Genomic DNA, 17,112 nt, shown 5'->3' on the forward strand with positions numbered 1-17,112 from the left:
AATCATGAACAAATTCGATCGTTTTGATCGCATCATTATCGAATCCCTGCAAAAAAATGGCCGCGCCAGCAATGTCGAGCTGTCGGAGAAGGTCAACCTGTCGCCGCCGCAATGCTATCGGCGGGTACAGCGACTGGAGCAGGAAGGCGTGATTCGCGGCTATACCGCACAGGTCGAGCCGGGCGCATTGGGATTGGGCGTGATCGCCTTTGTCAGCCTTGGCCTGGCGCGCGAGCAGTTCAAGCAGGTGCGCAGCGTGGAGCAGGCGATCCGGCAGTTTCCCGAGATACTGGAGTGCTATACCATCTCGGGCGACTTCGATTACCTGTTGAAAGTAGCGGCCACGGACCTCAAGAGCCTGTCGTCGTTCCTGACCGATCGCCTGATGCAGGTGCCGGGCGTGGCCGGCGTGCGTTCGATGGTGTGCATGGAAGAAATCAAGGCGGCCAGCCCGTTGCCGGTGCCGGACTGAGCCGTCCTGTCGGGCTGGCATCGCCAGCCCATATCCATCAGGCGAAATGCGCCCCCTCGAGCGCAAACCCCTTGAGAAACTCGCTGGCGGCCAGGCGCTTGCCGCCCGGCTTTTGCAATTCGGTCAGCAACAAGGCCCCGCTGCCGCACGCCACCACGATGCCGTTCTGGGCATCGGCTGACAACACAGTGCCGGCTGCGCCCGACGCGGCCGCCGTCACCGGCCTGGCCTGCCACAGCTTGATGACGGCGTCGCCCACGCGCCCGGTCGCCCCCGGAAAAGGATTGAACGCACGGATCTTGCGCGCCAGCTCTTCCGCCGGCCGGGTGAAGTCGAGCGCGGCTTCTTCCTTGGCGATCTTGGCGGCGTAGTTGGCGCCGGCCTCGGGTTGCGGCGTGGCCGGCAAGTCACCACGCTCCAGCCGGACCAATGCCTCGACGATCATCCTGCCGCCCAGCGCCGCCAGCTTGTCGTGCAACGAGCCGGTGGTGTCGTCATCGCTGATCGGCACGCTTTCGATGCTCAGCATCGGACCGGTATCGAGCCCCTCTTCCATCTGCATGATGGTGATGCCGGTCTCGGTGTCACCGGCTTCGATGGCGCGATGGATGGGGGCGGCGCCACGCCAGCGCGGCAGCAGCGAACCGTGGATGTTGATGCAACCCAGCGGCGCGATATCGAGCACGCTGCGCGGCAGGATCAGGCCATAGGCGGCCACCACCATCACATCGTGCGGCGTCGCGTGCAGCAGTGCATGCGCCTCGCGCGCCACCTCCGGATATTTTCCGTCCAGCCGCAGCGACACCGGCTGCGCCACCGGCGTGCCATGGCGCAGCGCGCATTGCTTCACCGCCGAAGCCTGCAGTTGCATGCCGCGCCCGGCCGGGCGATCGGGCTGGGTCAGCACCAGCGTGATGTCATGCCCGGCGGCATAGAGTGCTTCGAGGGCCACCGCCGCGAATTCGGGGGTGCCGGCATAGATGATCTTCATGTTGACTCCTGGGATTACAGATTGCGTGGCTTGTGCGGGGCCCGTGCGAACACCGCATCGTACAACCAGTTGGGCGCCATCCTGAGCACCTTGGCGACGACGCCCATCTGCCACGGAATGACGCGGTAGCTGCGCCCCTCGGCGATGGTCTGCAACGCCCGCGTGGCAAATTGATCAGGCGGCATCAAGAAAGGCATGCGGTAGGTATTGACGCGCGTCATCGGGGTATCGATGTAGCCGGGGGCGATGGTCACCACCTTGATGCCGGCCGCACGCAACTCCACCCGCAGCGACTCGCAGTAACTGATCACCGCAGCCTTGGAGGCGCTGTAGGCCTCGGCCCCCGGCAAGCCGCGAATACCGGCCACGCTGCCGATGCCGACCAGCCGGCAGCGTCGACGCTGCGCTTCTGGCAGCGACTTCATGCGCGCCACGAAAGGGCTGAAGGTGGCGAAGGTGGCGGTCACATTGACTGCCATGATGCGCTCGAAAGCGGCCAGGTCTTCGCGAAACTCGGTCAGCGTTCCCTGCGAGATGCCGGCATTGGCGATCACCACATCGGCGCCGTCCAGCGCCGCGATGAAGTCGTCGGCGGCCGCCTGCAACGCCGCGTGATCGGTGACGTCGAGCACATAGATGCGATGACGCTGCGGCTCGGGCAAGCTATCGCGCAGAGCCGTCAATTCGCTGGCGCGTCGCGCCACCAGGCCGAGCGTGGCGCCCTGCCCGGCATAGGCGCGCGCCAGCGCCATGCCAATGCCGCTGGAGGCGCCGGTCAGAAATACCCGCAAGCCGCGGCCATCGTTATGGTTCATCTTGATCACCTTCCTGGACGCTGCAGCAAATGAAAACGGTCCGCGACCTTGCGGACCGCGGACCGTTTCTGGTCTGGCAAAAACTTACTTTTTCTTGGCTGCCGGTGCGCTGCTCTTTTCAGCTGCGACCTTGTTGACCAGGTGGTCCATGACTTGCAGCGCTGCGGCCTGCTGCATCGATTCAGGCTGGTTGGCCAGCGCCACACCCACTACCGACGGCGAAGTCACGTAACGGCCATCGATGGCGATCATCGGCACGCCATCGACCTTGTACGCTTCTTGCAGCTGGGCTGCGCGTCGTGCCTTGGTCTGTACGCCGAACGAGTTATACAGGTCGAGGAATTTCTGCTTGTCCAGGCCAGCCTTCTCGATATAGGCCAGGATGGTCTTGTCGGTATTGACGCGCTGGTTCTCGACGTGGATGGCGTGGAAGATCTTCGGTGCCAGTTCTTCGGCGCGGCCCATGGCTTCGAGTGCGTAATACAGCTTCTGCTGCGGCACGAAGGTGTCGCGGAAGGCCACTGGCACCTTCTTGAAATTGATCTTGTCACCCTGCTTCTTGACCCACGCCGTCAGTGAAGGATCCCAGGCGGCGCAGTGCGGGCAATCGAACCAGAAGAACTCGATCACCTCGACCTTGTTGCCGGCGACCTCGGTTGGCTGGGCCTGCTCCAGCACGCGGTAGTCGCTGCCCACCTGCGGATTGGCCGGCGACGCGGCGACATTGCCGCTGGCCGACAAGGCCAGCACGCCGAAACTGACTGCTGCCAGCAGCTGTTGATAGAAACGCATGTCTTATACCCTTCTGTGATGAATATTAGAAAACCTGGCGAGGAAGTCGGGCGACTTCCCTGGCCTTCGATATGGCTGGCGACCATCCCCAGTCGCCAGAAACACCCAAAGCCCTTGCTGGCCTTTACATTATTTCGGAATGCGTACGATCGCCGCATCGACCCCGTTATCTGACAGCTTGCTGCGGGTACGGTTCATTGTCTCGGCTTGCGTGAAGGGACCGATACGCACCCGATACAGCACGCCGGTATCGGCCGATCGCTCGGTGACCTTGGCCTCGAAACCGAGCAGCGCCAGGCGTGCCCGCGCGCTCTCGGCATCAGCCTGTTCGCGGAAGGCGCCGGTCTGCAGGAAATAAGTCCACTTGTCATCGGCCGCATCGTTCTTGGCCGGCGCGGCCGGCTTGGCATCGGCAGTGCGCGCCTCAGGCTTGGCCGCCGGCGGCGTGACCGGTGCGGCAGGCGCCACCGGCGGCACCGGTTGCGCCGCAGCGGTGTTGGGCGGCACGGGTGCCGCCGACTGCTGTTGCTCACGGGCGGCATCGCGCGCGATGTCGCGATTGCCATACAGCGGACGGTTGGGGTCGGCAGCCTGGGCCGGCGTCGGCTCGCTACGGTCGGCGCGGGTCACCTTGTTGACGAAGGGGATCGGCGACTTGGTGATCATCAACGCCACGCCGACGGCAATGCCGAGACCGACGATCAGGCCCAGGATCAGGCCCAGCAGAGTGCCACCAGCCTGTTTGCGATGTTTCAGGTTCAACTGTTTCACGGTTTTCTTGGATAGCAGCTTGGGTTGCTTACGTTGTTAGTTACATGCGCGCCGGAGAGGACACACCCAGCAGGGCCAGGCCGTTGCGCAGCACCTGGCGCGTGGCGGCCATCAGGGCCAGACGCGCGAACCTGGTTGGGACATCATCGACCAACACGCGTTCCGCATTGTAGTAGCTATGCAGTTCGCCTGCCAGATCGCGCAGATAGAACGCCACCTGGTGCGGCCCCAGCTCTTGCAGCGCGTGCGCCAGCATCTCGGGATACTCGGCCAGCTTGGCCAGCAATGCGGCCTCGCGCGGCGAGGTCAGCGGCGACAGGTCGGCCACTGCCGGCAGTTCGGATTCATCGCCGCCCCATTGCGCCAGCACCGAGCAGATACGTGCATGCGCGTACTGGACGTAGTAGACCGGGTTCTCGTCGGACTGCGCCAGGGCCAGGTCGACATCGAACACGAATTCGGTATCGGCCTTGCGCGAGATCAGGAAGAAACGCACGGCATCGCGACCGCGTGTCAGGTCGCGCGGCGCGCCCGATGCGTCGTCCTCGGCGCCGGTCGACCACTCGATCAGGTCACGCAGCGTCACATAGGAACCGGCGCGCTTGGAAATCTTGACCTCTTCGCCATTGCGCATGACGGTCACCATCTTGTGCAGCACGTAGTCGGGGTAACCCAGGGGGATACCGACGCCGGCCGCCTGCAGCCCCGCGCGCACGCGCGCGATGGTGCCGTGGTGATCGCTGCCCTGGATATTGATGACCTTGCCGTAACCACGCTGCCATTTGTTGATGTGGTAGGCGACGTCGGGCACGAAATACGTATAAGTGCCGTCGGTCTTCTTCATGACGCGATCCTTGTCGTCGCCATAGTCGGTGGTGCGCAGCCACAGCGCGCCATCGAGTTCGTAGGTCTTGCCGGCGGCGATCAGGGCATCCACCGCAGAAGCCACCTTGCCTTCGCGATAGAGCGACGACTCGAGGTAATAGTTATCGAACTTGACGCCGAAGGCTTGCAGGTCGAGATCCTGTTCGTGGCGCAGGTAGGTGACGGCGAAGCGGCGGATCGATTCGATGTCTTCGACATCGCCGCTGGCAGTGGTCGGCTCGCCATCGCTGGCCGAGACGGTCTTGCCGGCCAGGAAATCGCGCGCGATGTCGCCGATGTAGTCGCCGTTATAGGCCGCTTCAGGCCATTCGCTGTCGCCCGGCTTGTAGCCGCGTGCGCGTGCCTGCACCGAAGTGGCCAGGGTCGCGATCTGAACCCCGGCATCGTTGTAGTAGAACTCGCGCAAGACCTCATAGCCCTGCACTTGCAGCAGCGACGACATGGCATCGCCCAGCGCGCCCTGGCGTCCGTGGCCCACGTGCAATGGCCCGGTCGGGTTGGCCGAGACAAACTCGACCAACACCTTTTTGCCGGCGCCGGCGTCGCTACGTCCGAAGTTGCTGCCCTGCGCGTGAATGGCCTTGACCACTGCCTGCTTGGCGGCGGCCGCCACGCGCAGGTTGATGAAGCCGGGGCCGGCGATCTCGACCGACTCGACCAGGCCTTCGCGCGCCGGATCGGCCAACACCGCGGCGACGATGGCCTGGGCCAGCTCACGCGGATTCTTCTTGAGGGGCTTGGCCAGTTGCATGGCGATGTTGCAGGCGATGTCGCCGTGCGTCACATCACGCGGGCGCTCCAGCGTGATGGTCGGTTGCAGGTCGGAGCCGGCGACCAAGGGCTTGAGCGCGGACGAAAACAGGTCGGCAATTTGTTGTTTCTGTTGAGCGAGCATGGGAATGACTGGTAAGGCGGAAGCACTGCGGCGCATCGCTTGGGGTAGCGCCGGAACGAATCGCTTCGAATTGGTTGAGCAGCCGCGATTATACCGGCTAGCGGCTCCGCTTTGCGCGCCCCGGGCCCCTCATTGCGTGCCGTCGACTTAGTTGCCTGACAGGCAATGATTTACACCGGGACTCAGGCGCGGCTTCATATGTCGACCGGATCGACCTCCAGCGACCAGCGCACCCGACTCTTCTGTTGTCGCAGCAAGGCCAGCCATTCGCGCAGGAAAGCCTGCAAGGCCGGGCGCGAAGCGCATTCCACCAACAATTGGGCGCGTTCGACGTTGGCCACCCGCATCATGGTCATCGGGATCGGTTCGTTCACGGTGACCCCGGGCCAGTCGAGCAGCGCCGCCGCATCGCTCAGGAAACCCAGCGCCAGGTCGAGCTCGCGCGCCTCGGCCCGCAACAGCGCCTGGTACATGAACGGCGGGAAATACGCCTGGCGTCGCTCGTCCAGCAGGTCGCCGGCGAAGCCATCGTAGTCGTGACGCATCACCGCCTGGTACAGCGGGTGATGCGGGTATCGCGTCTGGATCAGCACTTCGCCGGCGCTGCCGTCGGCCGACAGCCCGGCGCGCCCGGCACGCCCGGCCACCTGCATCAGCTGCGCGAACAGCCGCTCGCTGGCGCGATAGTCGTGCGAGAACAGGGCGGTATCGGGATTGAGCACGCCCACCAGCGTCAGCTTTTTGAAATCGTGTCCCTTGGCCACCATCTGGGTGCCGACCAGGATATCGACCTCGCCCCGGTGCACGCTGTCGAACGCCAGTTGGGCCGAACCCTTCAGGCGGGTCGAATCGGCATCGATGCGCAACACCCGCGCCTGCGGAAAAATCGACTGCAGGCCCTCTTCGACCCGCTGGGTACCTCGCCCCAGCGGTTGCAGGTCGACGTTGCCGCAGGTCGGGCATGACTTGGGAATGTGCAATTCGAGGCTGCAATGGTGACAGCGCAGACGACGCTCCGGGCGGTGCACCACCATGAAGGCATCGCAGCGCATGCAGTTGCTGATCCAGCCGCAGGCGTCGCACGACAGCACCGGCGCATAGCCGCGCCGGTTCAGGAACAGCAGCGATTGCTCGCCGTTCTCGAGCCGCTTGCGCAGGGCGCCGATCAAGGTCGAGGTCAAGCCGTCGGTGGGCTTGTCGCGCTCCATGTCGATCACGCCCACCTTGGGCAATACCGCTTGCTGCACCGCGCGCTGGCGCAACTCGAGACGCCGGTAGCGGCCGGCCTGGGCGTGGTGCCAGGTTTCCAGCGACGGCGTGGCCGATCCCAGCACCACCGGTATGCCAAGTTGATGGGCGCGCCAGATCGCCAGATCACGCGCCGAGTAGCGCAGGCCCTCCTGCTGCTTGTACGAAGGATCGTGCTCTTCGTCGATCACGATCATGCGCAGCGCCGGCAACGAAGACAGGATCGCCAGTCGGGTGCCGAGCACGATGTGGGCCTGCCCCAGATGCGCCGCCAGCCAGTTGCGCGCACGCTCGCCCTCGGCCAGGCCGCTATGCAGCGCCACCACGTTGAGATGCGGAAAGCGTGCGCGGATATTGCCCTCGAGCTGGGGCGTGAGATTGATTTCGGGCACCAGGATCAGGATCTGCGCCGGCACGACGCCGCTCACCTGGCCGTTTTCTGCGGCCCGGCGCAACAGCGCCGCCGCCGCCTGCAGGTAGACCTCGGTCTTGCCGCTGCCGGTCACGCCATACAACAGCAGCGGGGCAAACCCCTCTGCCTGTGCGATGGCGTCGACGGCTTCTTGCTGGGATGCATTGAGCGGAGGCGCCTCGCCAAACTGCAGCGGATCGGGCGGATTCTCGGGTAACGCTTCGTCTGCGACGGGACGTGCCCGTGCCCGCCGTTTGGGGGGCGCCGACGGCAGGTGACCCAATGCCTTGAGCGCCTTGTCCAGCGCCACCGTGGTGAGGGCGCGCAGGTTCTTGGGCAGCGCCGGCAGCATCACCTCACCCAGCGGACGCTGGTAATAATCGGCAGCAAACCCGCACAACGCCAGCCATTGCGGCGACACCGGCGGCAACTGCGCCCGCAGCGCGACCACGTCCTTGATCTTGTCGGCGGCCAGCTCGGTCTGCGCCGCCACGGCCGTGACCACGCCCATGGCCTCGCGCCGGCCGAAGGGCACCACCACCAGTTGACCGACCTGCGGCACCGCCTCGCCCGGCAACATCGGCCAGCGATAATCGAACACGGTATGCAAGGGGGTGTCGAGGGCGACCTTGAGGATGCACTGTTCCACGGACTTAATGTAATTCCTGAGAAACTGGCCTAAGCCTTGGTTTCATTGATGTTTTTTAGACTATCCACAAAGCCTGTGGATAACTTTGTGGGCAACTCCCACTTGACAGCCGTACAGCCAGTCCCGTCGCGGCTCCTGGCGCACACCCCATTTCCGGCGAAAAAATATTATCCAATTAAATCAATGACTTGCAAAACGCATTCTCGTCCGCGAAATAATCTTGAAATATTTTTTTTCGAATAAACCGCCCGCTTTAAATGTGCATAAGTACAAAGTTCAAAGAGCGAAACAGGCATTTGTCAAGCATCCAGCGCACCCTGCTGACCGCAAATTTCTGACGACGGATTGCCGGGCACTGTCCTACAAACTTAATGTGAAACGTTAGAAGGCTCGATAAATACCGGTTTACTAAGCGCTTTTACGTTTATTCACAATTACTGTGGATAACTATGTTGAGAAGTGCCTATTGACAGCCCCGCAACCCACGTCAGCAAGCCTTCTACGGGCTTTTGCCCAAAACCGCAGCAAAAATAATTCCCAATAAAATCAATGACTTACCTAGCAACCGCAGGTAAACAAAAGCGCATGACGATATAAAATTTACGCACCCGGGTTCGGCGCCCGGATGTGCATAAGTTTAGCCGCCACGATATTACCCGCGCAGGGACCGACTGATCTCGTGGACCGCTGCCGACAGCGTCGAGACGGCCTCGGGCGGCGTGAATTGCGAGATGCCGTGGCCAAGGTTGAACACGTGGCCGCTGCCGGCCGAGGGCGCACCAAAGGACTCAAGCAGCTTGCGCACTTCGGCACGGATCGCCTCATCTCCCGCAAACAGCACGTTGGGGTCGAGGTTGCCCTGCAGCGCGACCTTGTCGCCTACCCGGCGGCGGGCGTCGCCCAGGTTCACGGTCCAGTCCAGACCGACGGCATCGGGACCGATATCGGCGATCTGCTCCAGCCACAGGCCACCGCCCTTGGTGAATACAATGGCCGGAATACGCACGCCATCATGCTCGCGCTTGAGCTGGCGCAGCACTTCGGCCATATAGGCCAGGGAGAATTCCTGGTAGATGCCATCGGCCAGCGCCCCACCCCAGGTATCGAATATCATCACGGCCTGGGCGCCAGCGTCGATCTGCGCGTTCAGGTAGGCGGCTACCGCCGCAGCGTTGGTCCTGAGGATGTGGTGCATCAGGTCGGGACGGTCATACAGCATGGTCTTGACCAGCCGGAAGTCGTCCGAACCACCGCCTTCGACCATGTAGCAGGCCAGCGTCCAGGGGCTGCCGGAAAAACCGATCAGCGGCACCCGGCCGTCCAGTTCCTGACGGATCTGCGTGACTGCCTTGAAGACATAATCAAGCTTCTCCAGGTCGGGCACCTGCAAGGCGCGCACCGCTGCCTCGTCGCGCAGCGGGTGCCGGAACTTGGGGCCTTCGCCTTCGACGAAGAACAGCTCCAGTCCCATCGCATCCGGCACGGTCAGGATGTCCGAGAACAGGATGGCAGCATCCAGCGGATAGCGCTCCAGCGGCTGCAGCGTGACTTCGGTGGCGTAGTCGGGATTGGTCGCCAGGCCCATGAAGGAGCCGGCGCGGGCGCGGGTGGCCCGGTATTCCGGCAAGTAGCGACCCGCCTGGCGCATCAGCCACAGCGGGGTGTACTCGGTAGGTTGGCGCAGCAGCGCGCGCAAAAAGGTGTCGTTCTTGAGGGGGGCGAATCGGGACATGTGGCGGGCCTATCAACAGCAATTCGCCATTATCTCATTCAATTGCGATCTGTCCCCGGTGTTGTCGCTGCCAGCGGCCAGCCAAGGGCACCGGGTTTGATCCAGGTCGCCCCCGGGCCGGATTCAGATCCCGCCCATGCACAGGTACTTGACCACCATGTAGTCATCCAGCCCGTAGTGCGAGCCTTCGCGCCCCAGCCCTGATTGCTTGACGCCGCCAAACGGTGCGACTTCGTTGGAGATCAGCCCGGTATTGATGCCCACCATGCCGCTCTCGAGCCCATCGGCGACACGCCAGATGCGGCCGATGTCGCGCGAATAGAAGTAGCTGGCCAGGCCGAATTCCGAATCATTGGCCAGGCGCAGGGCCTCGTCATCGGTCTTGAAGCGAAACAGCGGCGCCACCGGGCCGAAGGTTTCTTCGCGCGCGACCAGCATCGTCGGCGTCATGTCGGCCAGCACCGTCGGTTCGAAGAAGGTCCCGCCCAAGGCATGTCGCTTACCGCCCAGCAACACCCGGGCGCCATGTTGGGTGGCGTCGGCGATATGCTGCTCGACCTTGTCCACGGCATCGCTGTTGATGAGGGGTCCGAGCGTGACGCCCGACTCCAATCCATCGCCGACCTTGAGCTTGCCGACCGCCGTCACCAGCCGGGCCGCGAAATCGTCGTAGACGCCGTCCTGCACATAGATCCGGTTGGCGCAGACGCAGGTCTGCCCGGTGTTGCGAAACTTGGAGGCGATGGCGCCCTCGACGGCGGCATCGAGATCGGCGTCGTCGAACACAATGAAGGGCGCATTGCCGCCCAGTTCCAGCGACAGCTTCTTGATGGTGGGCGCCGATTGCGCCATCAGCTTGCGCCCGGTATCGGTGGAGCCGGTAAAGGACAGCTTGCGCACCAGTGGATTGGCGGTCATCTCGCCGCCGATCTCGGAGGACGAGCCAGTCACTACGCTGAACACGCCCGGCGGCACGCCAGCGCGCTCGGCCAGCACCGCCAGCGCCAATGCCGAGAACGGCGTGGCGCCGGCCGGCTTGAGCACCATCGGACAGCCTGCGGCCAGCGCCGGGCCAGCCTTGCGGGTAATCATCGCAGCCGGGAAATTCCACGGCGTGATGGCAGCGCACACGCCGATCGGTTCCTTGGTGACGACGATGCGGCTGCCCGCCAGCGGCGCCGGGATGACGTCGCCATAGGCCCGCTTTGCCTCTTCGCCGAACCACTCGATGAACGACGCGGCATAGCCGATCTCGCCCTTCGATTCGGTCAGCGGTTTGCCTTGCTCGAGCGTCATGATCAACGCCAGGTCATCGGTATTGGCCAGCATCAGCTCGCTCCACTTGCGCAGGATACGGCCGCGCTCGGCAGCCGTCTTGGTGCGCCAGTCTTTCCAGGCGGCGTTAGCGGCCTCGATGGCGCGCCGGGTTTCGGCGACACCCATCTTGGGCACCGAGCCGATCACTTCACCGTTGGCCGGATTCTTCACGGCGGTGGTCTGGCCGCCATCGGCGTCCACCCACTTGCCATCGAGATAGGCTTGCTGGCGCAACAGCGCCGGGTCCTTGAGCTTGATCATGCGGTTCTCCTTGAGCGTTCGTATCAGCAATTAGAGGCGACCAGGCGAGGGAGTTCAGAATCGGCGCGATGTCCTACAGCGGGGGCAAGTCCTGCTATGATCAGGTCGCAAAAAAAAATGGCATCGCCAATAAAACCTGACGGAGACAACAACATGATCAAGCTCATCCATGCCGTGCTTCTGGCCGGCTTCGCCTTATCCTCACTGCTCTTTCAACCCGCGCTGGCGGCAGAGCCTGACGGCTCGCGCCTGGACCGCGTGCTGGCGTCGGGAAAATTGCGCGTCTGCATGACCGGCGACTACAAGCCTTTCACCTTCTATCGGCCCGACCAGCAGTTCGAGGGCATCGATGTCGAGCTGGCGCAATCGCTGGCCAAGTCGCTGGGGGTGGAAGCGCAGTTCATCAAGACCACCTGGAGCACGCTGATGAACGACTTCATCGCGCAATGCGATGTGGCCATGGGCGGCGTATCGATCACGCTGGAGCGGCAGAAGAAGGCTGCCTTCTCGGCGCCGCACATGGTGGACGGCAAGTCGCCCATCGTACGTTGCGCAGACCGCCAGAAATTCACCAGCTTCGAGGCCATCGACCAGCCGGGCACGCGCGCCATCGTCAATCCGGGCGGCACCAACGAGCGTTTCGCGCGGGCCAACTACAAGCGTGCCACGCTGCTGCTGCACCCTGACAACGTCACCATCTTCCAGCAGATCGTCGATGGTCGCGCCGATGTGATGGTGACCGATGCCAGCGAAACGCTGTGGCAGGCCAAGCTGCATCCGGAGCTGTGCCCGGTCAATCCCGAGCATCCACTGCAATTCGCCGAAAAGGCCTTCATGCTGCCGCGTGGCGATGTGGCGTTCAAGGAGTACGTCGACGCCTGGCTGCACCTGGCCAAGGAGACCGGCGAATATCAGCGGGTGTTCGACAAGTGGCTGAAGTGAGCGGCGTGCGGTAAGTCACTGGGTCCCGGCCTGCGCCGGGACGACGAGGTTTTTTTGGGCTCGGGGACTATTCCACCGGCATGACGAAGTTGGTTTTACGTCTGTGCCTTCCCCACTACTTCCGTCGTCCTGACGAAAGTCAGGACCCAGCGACTTGTAACGGCAGCCAGGGCACGACGGAAGTCACTGGGTCCCGGCCTGCGCCGGGACGACGAGGCTGTTTTGGGATCGGGGACTATTCCACCGGCATGGCGAAGTTAGTTTTACGTCCCCGCCTTCCCACTACTTCCGTCGTCCTGACGAAAGTCAGGACCCAGCGACTTGTAACGGTAACCAGGTCACGGCGAAAGTCACTGGGTCCCGGCCTGCGCCGGGACGACGAGGTTGCTTTGGGATCGCGGCCTATTCCACCGGCATGGCGAAGTTAGTTTTACGTCCGTGCCTTCCCTACTACTTCCGTCGTCCTGACGAAAGTCAGGACCCAGCGACTTGTAACGGCAGCCAGCGCACGACGGAAGTCACTGGGTCCCGGCCTGCGCCGGGACGACGAGGTTGTTTTGGGCTCGGCGCCTATTTCACCGGCATGACGAAGTTAGTTTTACGTCCCCGCCTTCCCCACCACCCCATACGACATACGCACACTATTCAGTCGAACTTGAGCTTCTTCAGCTCCGGCTTGGGATCGGGAAACTTCAACTTCAACGCCTGCAGGGTTTCCAGCACCACATTGGCCACCACCAGGTTACGGTGGGTCTTGGAATCGGCCGGTACCATGATCCAGGGCGCATGGGCAGTGCTGGTAGCGCGCAGGGCGTTCTGATAGGCCTGCTGGTAGCCATCCCAGAACTTGCGCTCCTCGATGTCGCCCATTTCGAATTTCCAGTGCTTGCTGGGATCGTCGATGCGGGCCTGCAGGCGGCTCTTCTGTTCGGCCTTGGAGATGTGCAGGAAGAACTTCAGGATCACCGTGCCGGTTTCGCTCAGCATCCGCTCGAAGTCGTTGATCTGGGCATAGCGTCGCTTGCACTCGCGCTGGTCGATCCAGTCGTGCACCCGGGTGATCAGCACATCCTCATAATGGCTGCGGTTGAACACCGCAATCTCGCCGGCCACCGGCACCTGCTGATGAATACGCCACAGGTAATCGTGCTGTAGCTCAAGCGCACTGGGCGCCTTGAAGTTGGCGATGCGAATGCCCTGCGGATTGACGCCCGCAAACACGTCATTGACGGTGCCGTCCTTGCCGCTGGTATCCATCCCCTGCAATATCACCAGCACCTTCTGCTGGCGGCTGGCGTACAGCATTTGCTGCTGCAGCCCGATGGCGTCGGCCAGGCGGCTTACCTCGGCGCGGTCGGCTTCCTTGTCGCCACTCGACAGCGGTCGGGTCGCAGCTTGCGCATCCTTGATCTGGGTTCGTGAATCGATGGTGAAGCCGGGCGCGATCTTCTTTGCCATGAGGTCTCTTTATGGTGAGGGATGAAGTGCTGGGATCACAGTACGCCCAGATGGTTGCCGACACGGTGTTCGATCTTGATGCACTTGTCCATGATCACCGTCAAGCCGGCCGCGCGCGCCTTGGCAGCTGCCGCTTCGTGCACGATGTCGAGTTGCATCCACACGCAGTCGGCGCCGATGGCGATCGCTTCATCGACCACCGGTGGGATATCGGCCGATTTGCGGAAGCAATCGACAATCGAAATACGCTGGTCCTCGGCCGCCACGGCGGTCGCAGCATCAGCCAGGCTGGCGTGACAATGCTCGCCGAGAATGGTCTGGCCGGCATACATCGGATTGACGGCGACGATCCGGTAGCCGGCGTCCTGCATATAGGCCGCCACATCGAAACTGGCGCGTTCGGGACGATTGGACAAGCCGACCACGGCAATCACCGGCTTGGTGGATGTTGCGGATGAAGAAAGCGCTGATGCCATCTGTGCTCCCAAGATTGCGTTAGTCAAGCTGATGACTGTACCCGAAACCCATGATTGCGACAGCGCGCCGCTCAAACCTGCGCCCATGAAAAAAGGCAGCCGAAGCTGCCTTTTGACGATATTGCCTGCCGTCCCGAAGAACGGCCGCGCTGACGAATCAGCGCTTCTGACGCAACTTCTGGATCGCCGCCAACTGCGCCACTGCCGCGGCCAGTTCGGCCTGGGCTGCTGCGTAGTCGATCTTCGAATCGCGATTGGCCAGTGCTTCCTCTGCCAGTTTCTTGGCTTCGGCTGCCTTGGCTTCGTCCAGGTCGGCGCCGCGGATCGCGGTGTCGGCCAGCACGGTCACGGAATCCGGCTGCACTTCCAGCAAGCCGCCAGCGACGAACACGAATTCGTCAGCTGCCTGGCCCGGCACCTTGATGCGCACGGCGCCCGGCTTGATGCGCGTGATCAGCGGAGTGTGACGGGGATAGATCCCCAGCTCGCCCGCTTCACCCGGCAACGCGACGAACTCGGCTTCGCCGGAGAAGATTTCTTCTTCGGCAGAGACCACGTCAACGTGAATTGTATGTGCCATGTCGTTTCCTATCCGGTTGACCATCCCCGCTTGCGCGGGAATGGCGCCCAGGATCAACCAATCGGATTAGTTGATCTTCTTGGCTTTTTCGATTGCTTCGTCGATCGTGCCGACCATGTAGAACGCTTGTTCCGGCAGGTGATCGAGTTCGCCGCTGGCGATCATCTTGAAGCCCTTGATCGTGTCCTTGAGCGAAACGTACTTGCCAGGCGAACCGGTAAACACTTCAGCAACGTGGAACGGTTGCGACAGGAAACGCTGCATCTTACGTGCACGCGCCACCAGCAGCTTGTCTTCCGGAGCCAGTTCGTCCATGCCCAGAATCGCGATGATGTCGCGCAGTTCCTTGTAGCGCTGCAGGATACCCTGGACCGAACGGGCGGTCTCGTAGTGTTCCTGGCCGACCACTTGCGGGTCCAGCTGGCGCGAAGTCGAATCGAGTGGATCGACCGCAGGGTAGATACCCAGCGAAGCGATGTCACGCGACAGAACGACGGTCGAGTCCAAGTGAGCAAAGGTGGTAGCTGGCGACGGGTCGGTCAAGTCATCGGCTGGCACGTAGACGGCCTGGATCGATGTGATCGAACCGGTCTTGGTCGAGGTGATACGCTCTTGCAGACGGCCCATTTCTTCAGCCAGCGTAGGCTGGTAGCCCACGGCCGAAGGCATACGACCCAGCAGCGCCGACACTTCGGTACCGGCCAGTGTGTAGCGATAGATGTTGTCGACGAAGAACAGCACGTCCTTGCCTTCATCGCGGAAACCTTCAGCGATGGTCAGGCCGGTCAGCGCCACGCGCAGACGGTTGCCCGGCGGTTCGTTCATCTGACCGTAGACCATGGCCACCTTGGAGTTGGCCGGGTTTTCCAGGTCCACCACCTTGGCTTCTGCCATTTCGTGATAGAAGTCGTTACCTTCACGGGTACGCTCACCAACACCGGCGAACACGGACAGACCGCTGTGCGCCTTGGCGATGTTGTTGATCAGTTCCATCATGTTCACGGTCTTGCCCACGCCGGCGCCGCCGAACAGGCCGACCTTGCCGCCCTTGGCAAACGGGCACACCAGGTCAATCACCTTGATGCCGGTTTCCAGCAGTTCCTGCGACGGCGACAGTTCGTCGTATGCAGGAGCCTTGCGGTGGATCTGGGCGGTTTGCGCGTGGCTCACCGGACCGCATTCGTCGATCGGGTTGCCCAGCACGTCCATGATACGACCCAGGGTCGCGGTGCCCACTGGCACGGTGATTCCCTTGCCGGTGTTCGTGATGGTCAGGCCGCGGCGCAGACCGTCAGACGAACCCAGAGCAATGGTGCGAACCACGCCGTCGCCCAGCTGTTGCTGGACTTCCAGGGTCAGGTCAGAACCTTCCAATTTCAAGGCATCGTAAATCTTGGGCATCGCATTGCGCGGGAACTCTACGTCCACCACAGCGCCGATACACTGAACGATTTTGCCATCAGCCATTTTCGTTCCTTCAATAGGTAAAATTTAAATTCTGATTCGCGTGCGTGACGTCAGACCGCAGCCGCACCGGCGACGATTTCCGACAGCTCTTTGGTGATCGCTGCCTGGCGGGTCTTGTTGTAGACCAGCTTCAGCTCTCCGATCACGCTGCCGGCGTTGTCGCTCGCAGCCTTCATCGCCACCATCCGCGCCGATTGCTCGGACGCCATGTTTTCAGCGACAGCCTGGTAGATCAGTGCTTCGACGTAACGCACCAGCAGCTCGTCCACCACGCTTTGCACATCGGGCTCGTAGATGTAATCCCAGGAATGCGATCCTTCATCAGCCTTGAGCTTGTCGCTGGTCAGCGGCAGCAGCTGTTGCAGGGTTGCTTCCTGGCGCATCGTGTTGATGAACTTGGTGTACACCAGGTACACCGCGTCCAGCTTGCCTTCCTGGTAGGCATCGAGCAGCACCTTGACGGGGCCGATCAGCTTTTCCAGATGAGGCGTATCGCCCAATTGCGTCACGTTGGCGGCCACACGGGCGCCAATACGATTCAGAAAACCGAGACCCTTGTTGCCAATGGCAACGGTCTCGATTGCAAGGCTCTGGCCTTCCAGTTCACGAATCTTCGCGGTCAGCAGACGCAGCGAGTTGGTATTCATGCCGCCGCACAGACCCTTGTCGGTCGTGACGACGATGAAACCAACACGCTTGGCAGTATCCTGCTTGACCATGAACGGATGCGTGTATTCCGGATTGGCCTGCGACAGGTTGGCCGCAATATTGCGGATCTTGTCGCTGTATGGGCGGGCAGCGTGCATCCGGTCCTGCGCCTTGCGCATTTTGGATGCCGCGACCATTTCCATCGCCTTGGTGATCTTCTTCGTATTTTCTACGCTCTTGATCTTGCCACGTATCTCTTTACCTGTAGCCATGAGTAAGACTCCTTATAGCCTGGGCAAGA

At 62.3% G+C, this 17,112-nt stretch carries 15 protein-coding genes; 2 read left to right on the forward strand and 13 right to left on the reverse strand.

Features of this window, described 5'->3' with window-relative positions:
- Nucleotides 1-4: 4 nt before the first annotated feature.
- Complete coding sequence (locus LBW87_RS18840; RefSeq protein ID WP_225203000.1) at nt 5-472, forward strand: Lrp/AsnC family transcriptional regulator; 468 nt, start codon at nt 5-7, stop codon at nt 470-472.
- A 37-nt stretch (nt 473-509) separates the two neighbouring features.
- Here LBW87_RS18840 and fmt read toward each other — a convergent pair whose 3' ends face one another.
- From fmt to gabD, 8 genes are all read right to left on the reverse strand, one after another.
- Nucleotides 510-1,463 carry a methionyl-tRNA formyltransferase gene (fmt, locus tag LBW87_RS18845; RefSeq protein ID WP_225203001.1) on the reverse strand — a complete coding sequence of 318 codons (954 nt, stop codon included), beginning with the start codon at nt 1,461-1,463 and terminating at the stop codon, nt 510-512.
- 14 nt (nt 1,464-1,477) lie between these two features.
- Nucleotides 1,478-2,278, reverse strand: a complete 801-nt coding sequence (locus LBW87_RS18850) for an SDR family oxidoreductase (RefSeq protein WP_225203002.1) — start codon at nt 2,276-2,278, stop codon at nt 1,478-1,480.
- 84 nt (nt 2,279-2,362) lie between these two features.
- Entirely contained in the window at nt 2,363-3,070 is a 708-nt protein-coding gene (locus LBW87_RS18855; RefSeq protein ID WP_225203003.1) for a thiol:disulfide interchange protein DsbA/DsbL, read from the reverse strand.
- A gap of 129 nt (nt 3,071-3,199) precedes the next feature.
- Nucleotides 3,200-3,841 (reverse strand): SPOR domain-containing protein, encoded by a 642-nt coding sequence (locus LBW87_RS18860; protein ID WP_225203004.1) that lies wholly within the window; start codon nt 3,839-3,841, stop codon nt 3,200-3,202.
- A gap of 40 nt (nt 3,842-3,881) precedes the next feature.
- Nucleotides 3,882-5,621, reverse strand: coding sequence for an arginine--tRNA ligase (gene argS / locus LBW87_RS18865; RefSeq protein WP_225203005.1), 1,740 nt, complete (start codon nt 5,619-5,621; stop codon nt 3,882-3,884).
- A gap of 194 nt (nt 5,622-5,815) precedes the next feature.
- Nucleotides 5,816-7,930, reverse strand: a complete 2,115-nt coding sequence (locus LBW87_RS18870; RefSeq protein ID WP_225203006.1) for a primosomal protein N' — start codon at nt 7,928-7,930, stop codon at nt 5,816-5,818.
- A 652-nt stretch (nt 7,931-8,582) separates the two neighbouring features.
- Nucleotides 8,583-9,662, reverse strand: coding sequence for a uroporphyrinogen decarboxylase (hemE, locus tag LBW87_RS18875; RefSeq protein ID WP_225203007.1), 1,080 nt, complete (start codon nt 9,660-9,662; stop codon nt 8,583-8,585).
- Between the two features lie 123 nt (nt 9,663-9,785).
- Complete coding sequence (gabD, locus tag LBW87_RS18880; protein ID WP_225203008.1) at nt 9,786-11,240, reverse strand: NADP-dependent succinate-semialdehyde dehydrogenase; 1,455 nt, start codon at nt 11,238-11,240, stop codon at nt 9,786-9,788.
- Nucleotides 11,241-11,393: 153 nt separating this feature from the next.
- Here gabD and LBW87_RS18885 point away from each other — a divergent pair, with 153 nt between their 5' ends.
- On the forward strand, nt 11,394-12,182 hold the full coding sequence (locus tag LBW87_RS18885) for a transporter substrate-binding domain-containing protein (protein WP_225203009.1): 789 nt from the start codon (nt 11,394-11,396) through the stop codon (nt 12,180-12,182).
- A 645-nt stretch (nt 12,183-12,827) separates the two neighbouring features.
- On the opposite strand, the gene LBW87_RS18890 is transcribed toward LBW87_RS18885, so the two are convergent.
- The 5 genes from LBW87_RS18890 to atpG form a co-directional block, all read right to left on the reverse strand.
- On the reverse strand, nt 12,828-13,640 hold the full coding sequence (locus LBW87_RS18890) for a polyphosphate kinase 2 family protein (protein ID WP_225203010.1): 813 nt from the start codon (nt 13,638-13,640) through the stop codon (nt 12,828-12,830).
- A 35-nt stretch (nt 13,641-13,675) separates the two neighbouring features.
- A complete protein-coding gene (locus LBW87_RS18895; RefSeq protein WP_225203011.1) occupies nt 13,676-14,116 on the reverse strand; it encodes a CoA-binding protein in 441 nt (146 codons plus the stop codon).
- A 157-nt stretch (nt 14,117-14,273) separates the two neighbouring features.
- Nucleotides 14,274-14,696 (reverse strand): F0F1 ATP synthase subunit epsilon, encoded by a 423-nt coding sequence (locus LBW87_RS18900; RefSeq protein ID WP_008111583.1) that lies wholly within the window; start codon nt 14,694-14,696, stop codon nt 14,274-14,276.
- Between the two features lie 66 nt (nt 14,697-14,762).
- On the reverse strand, nt 14,763-16,163 hold the full coding sequence (gene atpD / locus LBW87_RS18905) for a F0F1 ATP synthase subunit beta (protein ID WP_225203012.1): 1,401 nt from the start codon (nt 16,161-16,163) through the stop codon (nt 14,763-14,765).
- A 50-nt stretch (nt 16,164-16,213) separates the two neighbouring features.
- On the reverse strand, nt 16,214-17,083 hold the full coding sequence (gene atpG / locus LBW87_RS18910) for a F0F1 ATP synthase subunit gamma (RefSeq protein ID WP_225203013.1): 870 nt from the start codon (nt 17,081-17,083) through the stop codon (nt 16,214-16,216).
- Nucleotides 17,084-17,112 lie beyond the last annotated feature (29 nt).

Origin of the sequence: Herbaspirillum sp. alder98 (assembly GCF_020179755.1) — a bacterium.
Lineage (GTDB): Bacteria > Pseudomonadota > Gammaproteobacteria > Burkholderiales > Burkholderiaceae_D > Herbaspirillum.

Excerpts from the sequence above, each read along its gene's own strand:
- LBW87_RS18840 (WP_225203000.1), top strand. The coding sequence starts at position 5 with ATGAACAAATTCGATCGTTTTGATCGCATCATTATCGAATCCCTGCAA.
- fmt (WP_225203001.1), bottom strand. The coding sequence starts at position 1,463 with ATGAAGATCATCTATGCCGGCACCCCCGAATTCGCGGCGGTGGCCCTC.
- LBW87_RS18850 (WP_225203002.1), bottom strand. The coding sequence starts at position 2,278 with ATGAACCATAACGATGGCCGCGGCTTGCGGGTATTTCTGACCGGCGCC.
- LBW87_RS18855 (WP_225203003.1), bottom strand. The coding sequence starts at position 3,070 with ATGCGTTTCTATCAACAGCTGCTGGCAGCAGTCAGTTTCGGCGTGCTG.
- argS (WP_225203005.1), bottom strand. The coding sequence starts at position 5,621 with ATGCTCGCTCAACAGAAACAACAAATTGCCGACCTGTTTTCGTCCGCG.
- hemE (WP_225203007.1), bottom strand. The coding sequence starts at position 9,662 with ATGTCCCGATTCGCCCCCCTCAAGAACGACACCTTTTTGCGCGCGCTG.
- gabD (WP_225203008.1), bottom strand. The coding sequence starts at position 11,240 with ATGATCAAGCTCAAGGACCCGGCGCTGTTGCGCCAGCAAGCCTATCTC.
- LBW87_RS18885 (WP_225203009.1), top strand. The coding sequence starts at position 11,394 with ATGATCAAGCTCATCCATGCCGTGCTTCTGGCCGGCTTCGCCTTATCC.
- LBW87_RS18890 (WP_225203010.1), bottom strand. The coding sequence starts at position 13,640 with ATGGCAAAGAAGATCGCGCCCGGCTTCACCATCGATTCACGAACCCAG.
- LBW87_RS18895 (WP_225203011.1), bottom strand. The coding sequence starts at position 14,116 with ATGGCATCAGCGCTTTCTTCATCCGCAACATCCACCAAGCCGGTGATT.
- LBW87_RS18900 (WP_008111583.1), bottom strand. The coding sequence starts at position 14,696 with ATGGCACATACAATTCACGTTGACGTGGTCTCTGCCGAAGAAGAAATC.
- atpD (WP_225203012.1), bottom strand. The coding sequence starts at position 16,163 with ATGGCTGATGGCAAAATCGTTCAGTGTATCGGCGCTGTGGTGGACGTA.
- atpG (WP_225203013.1), bottom strand. The coding sequence starts at position 17,083 with ATGGCTACAGGTAAAGAGATACGTGGCAAGATCAAGAGCGTAGAAAAT.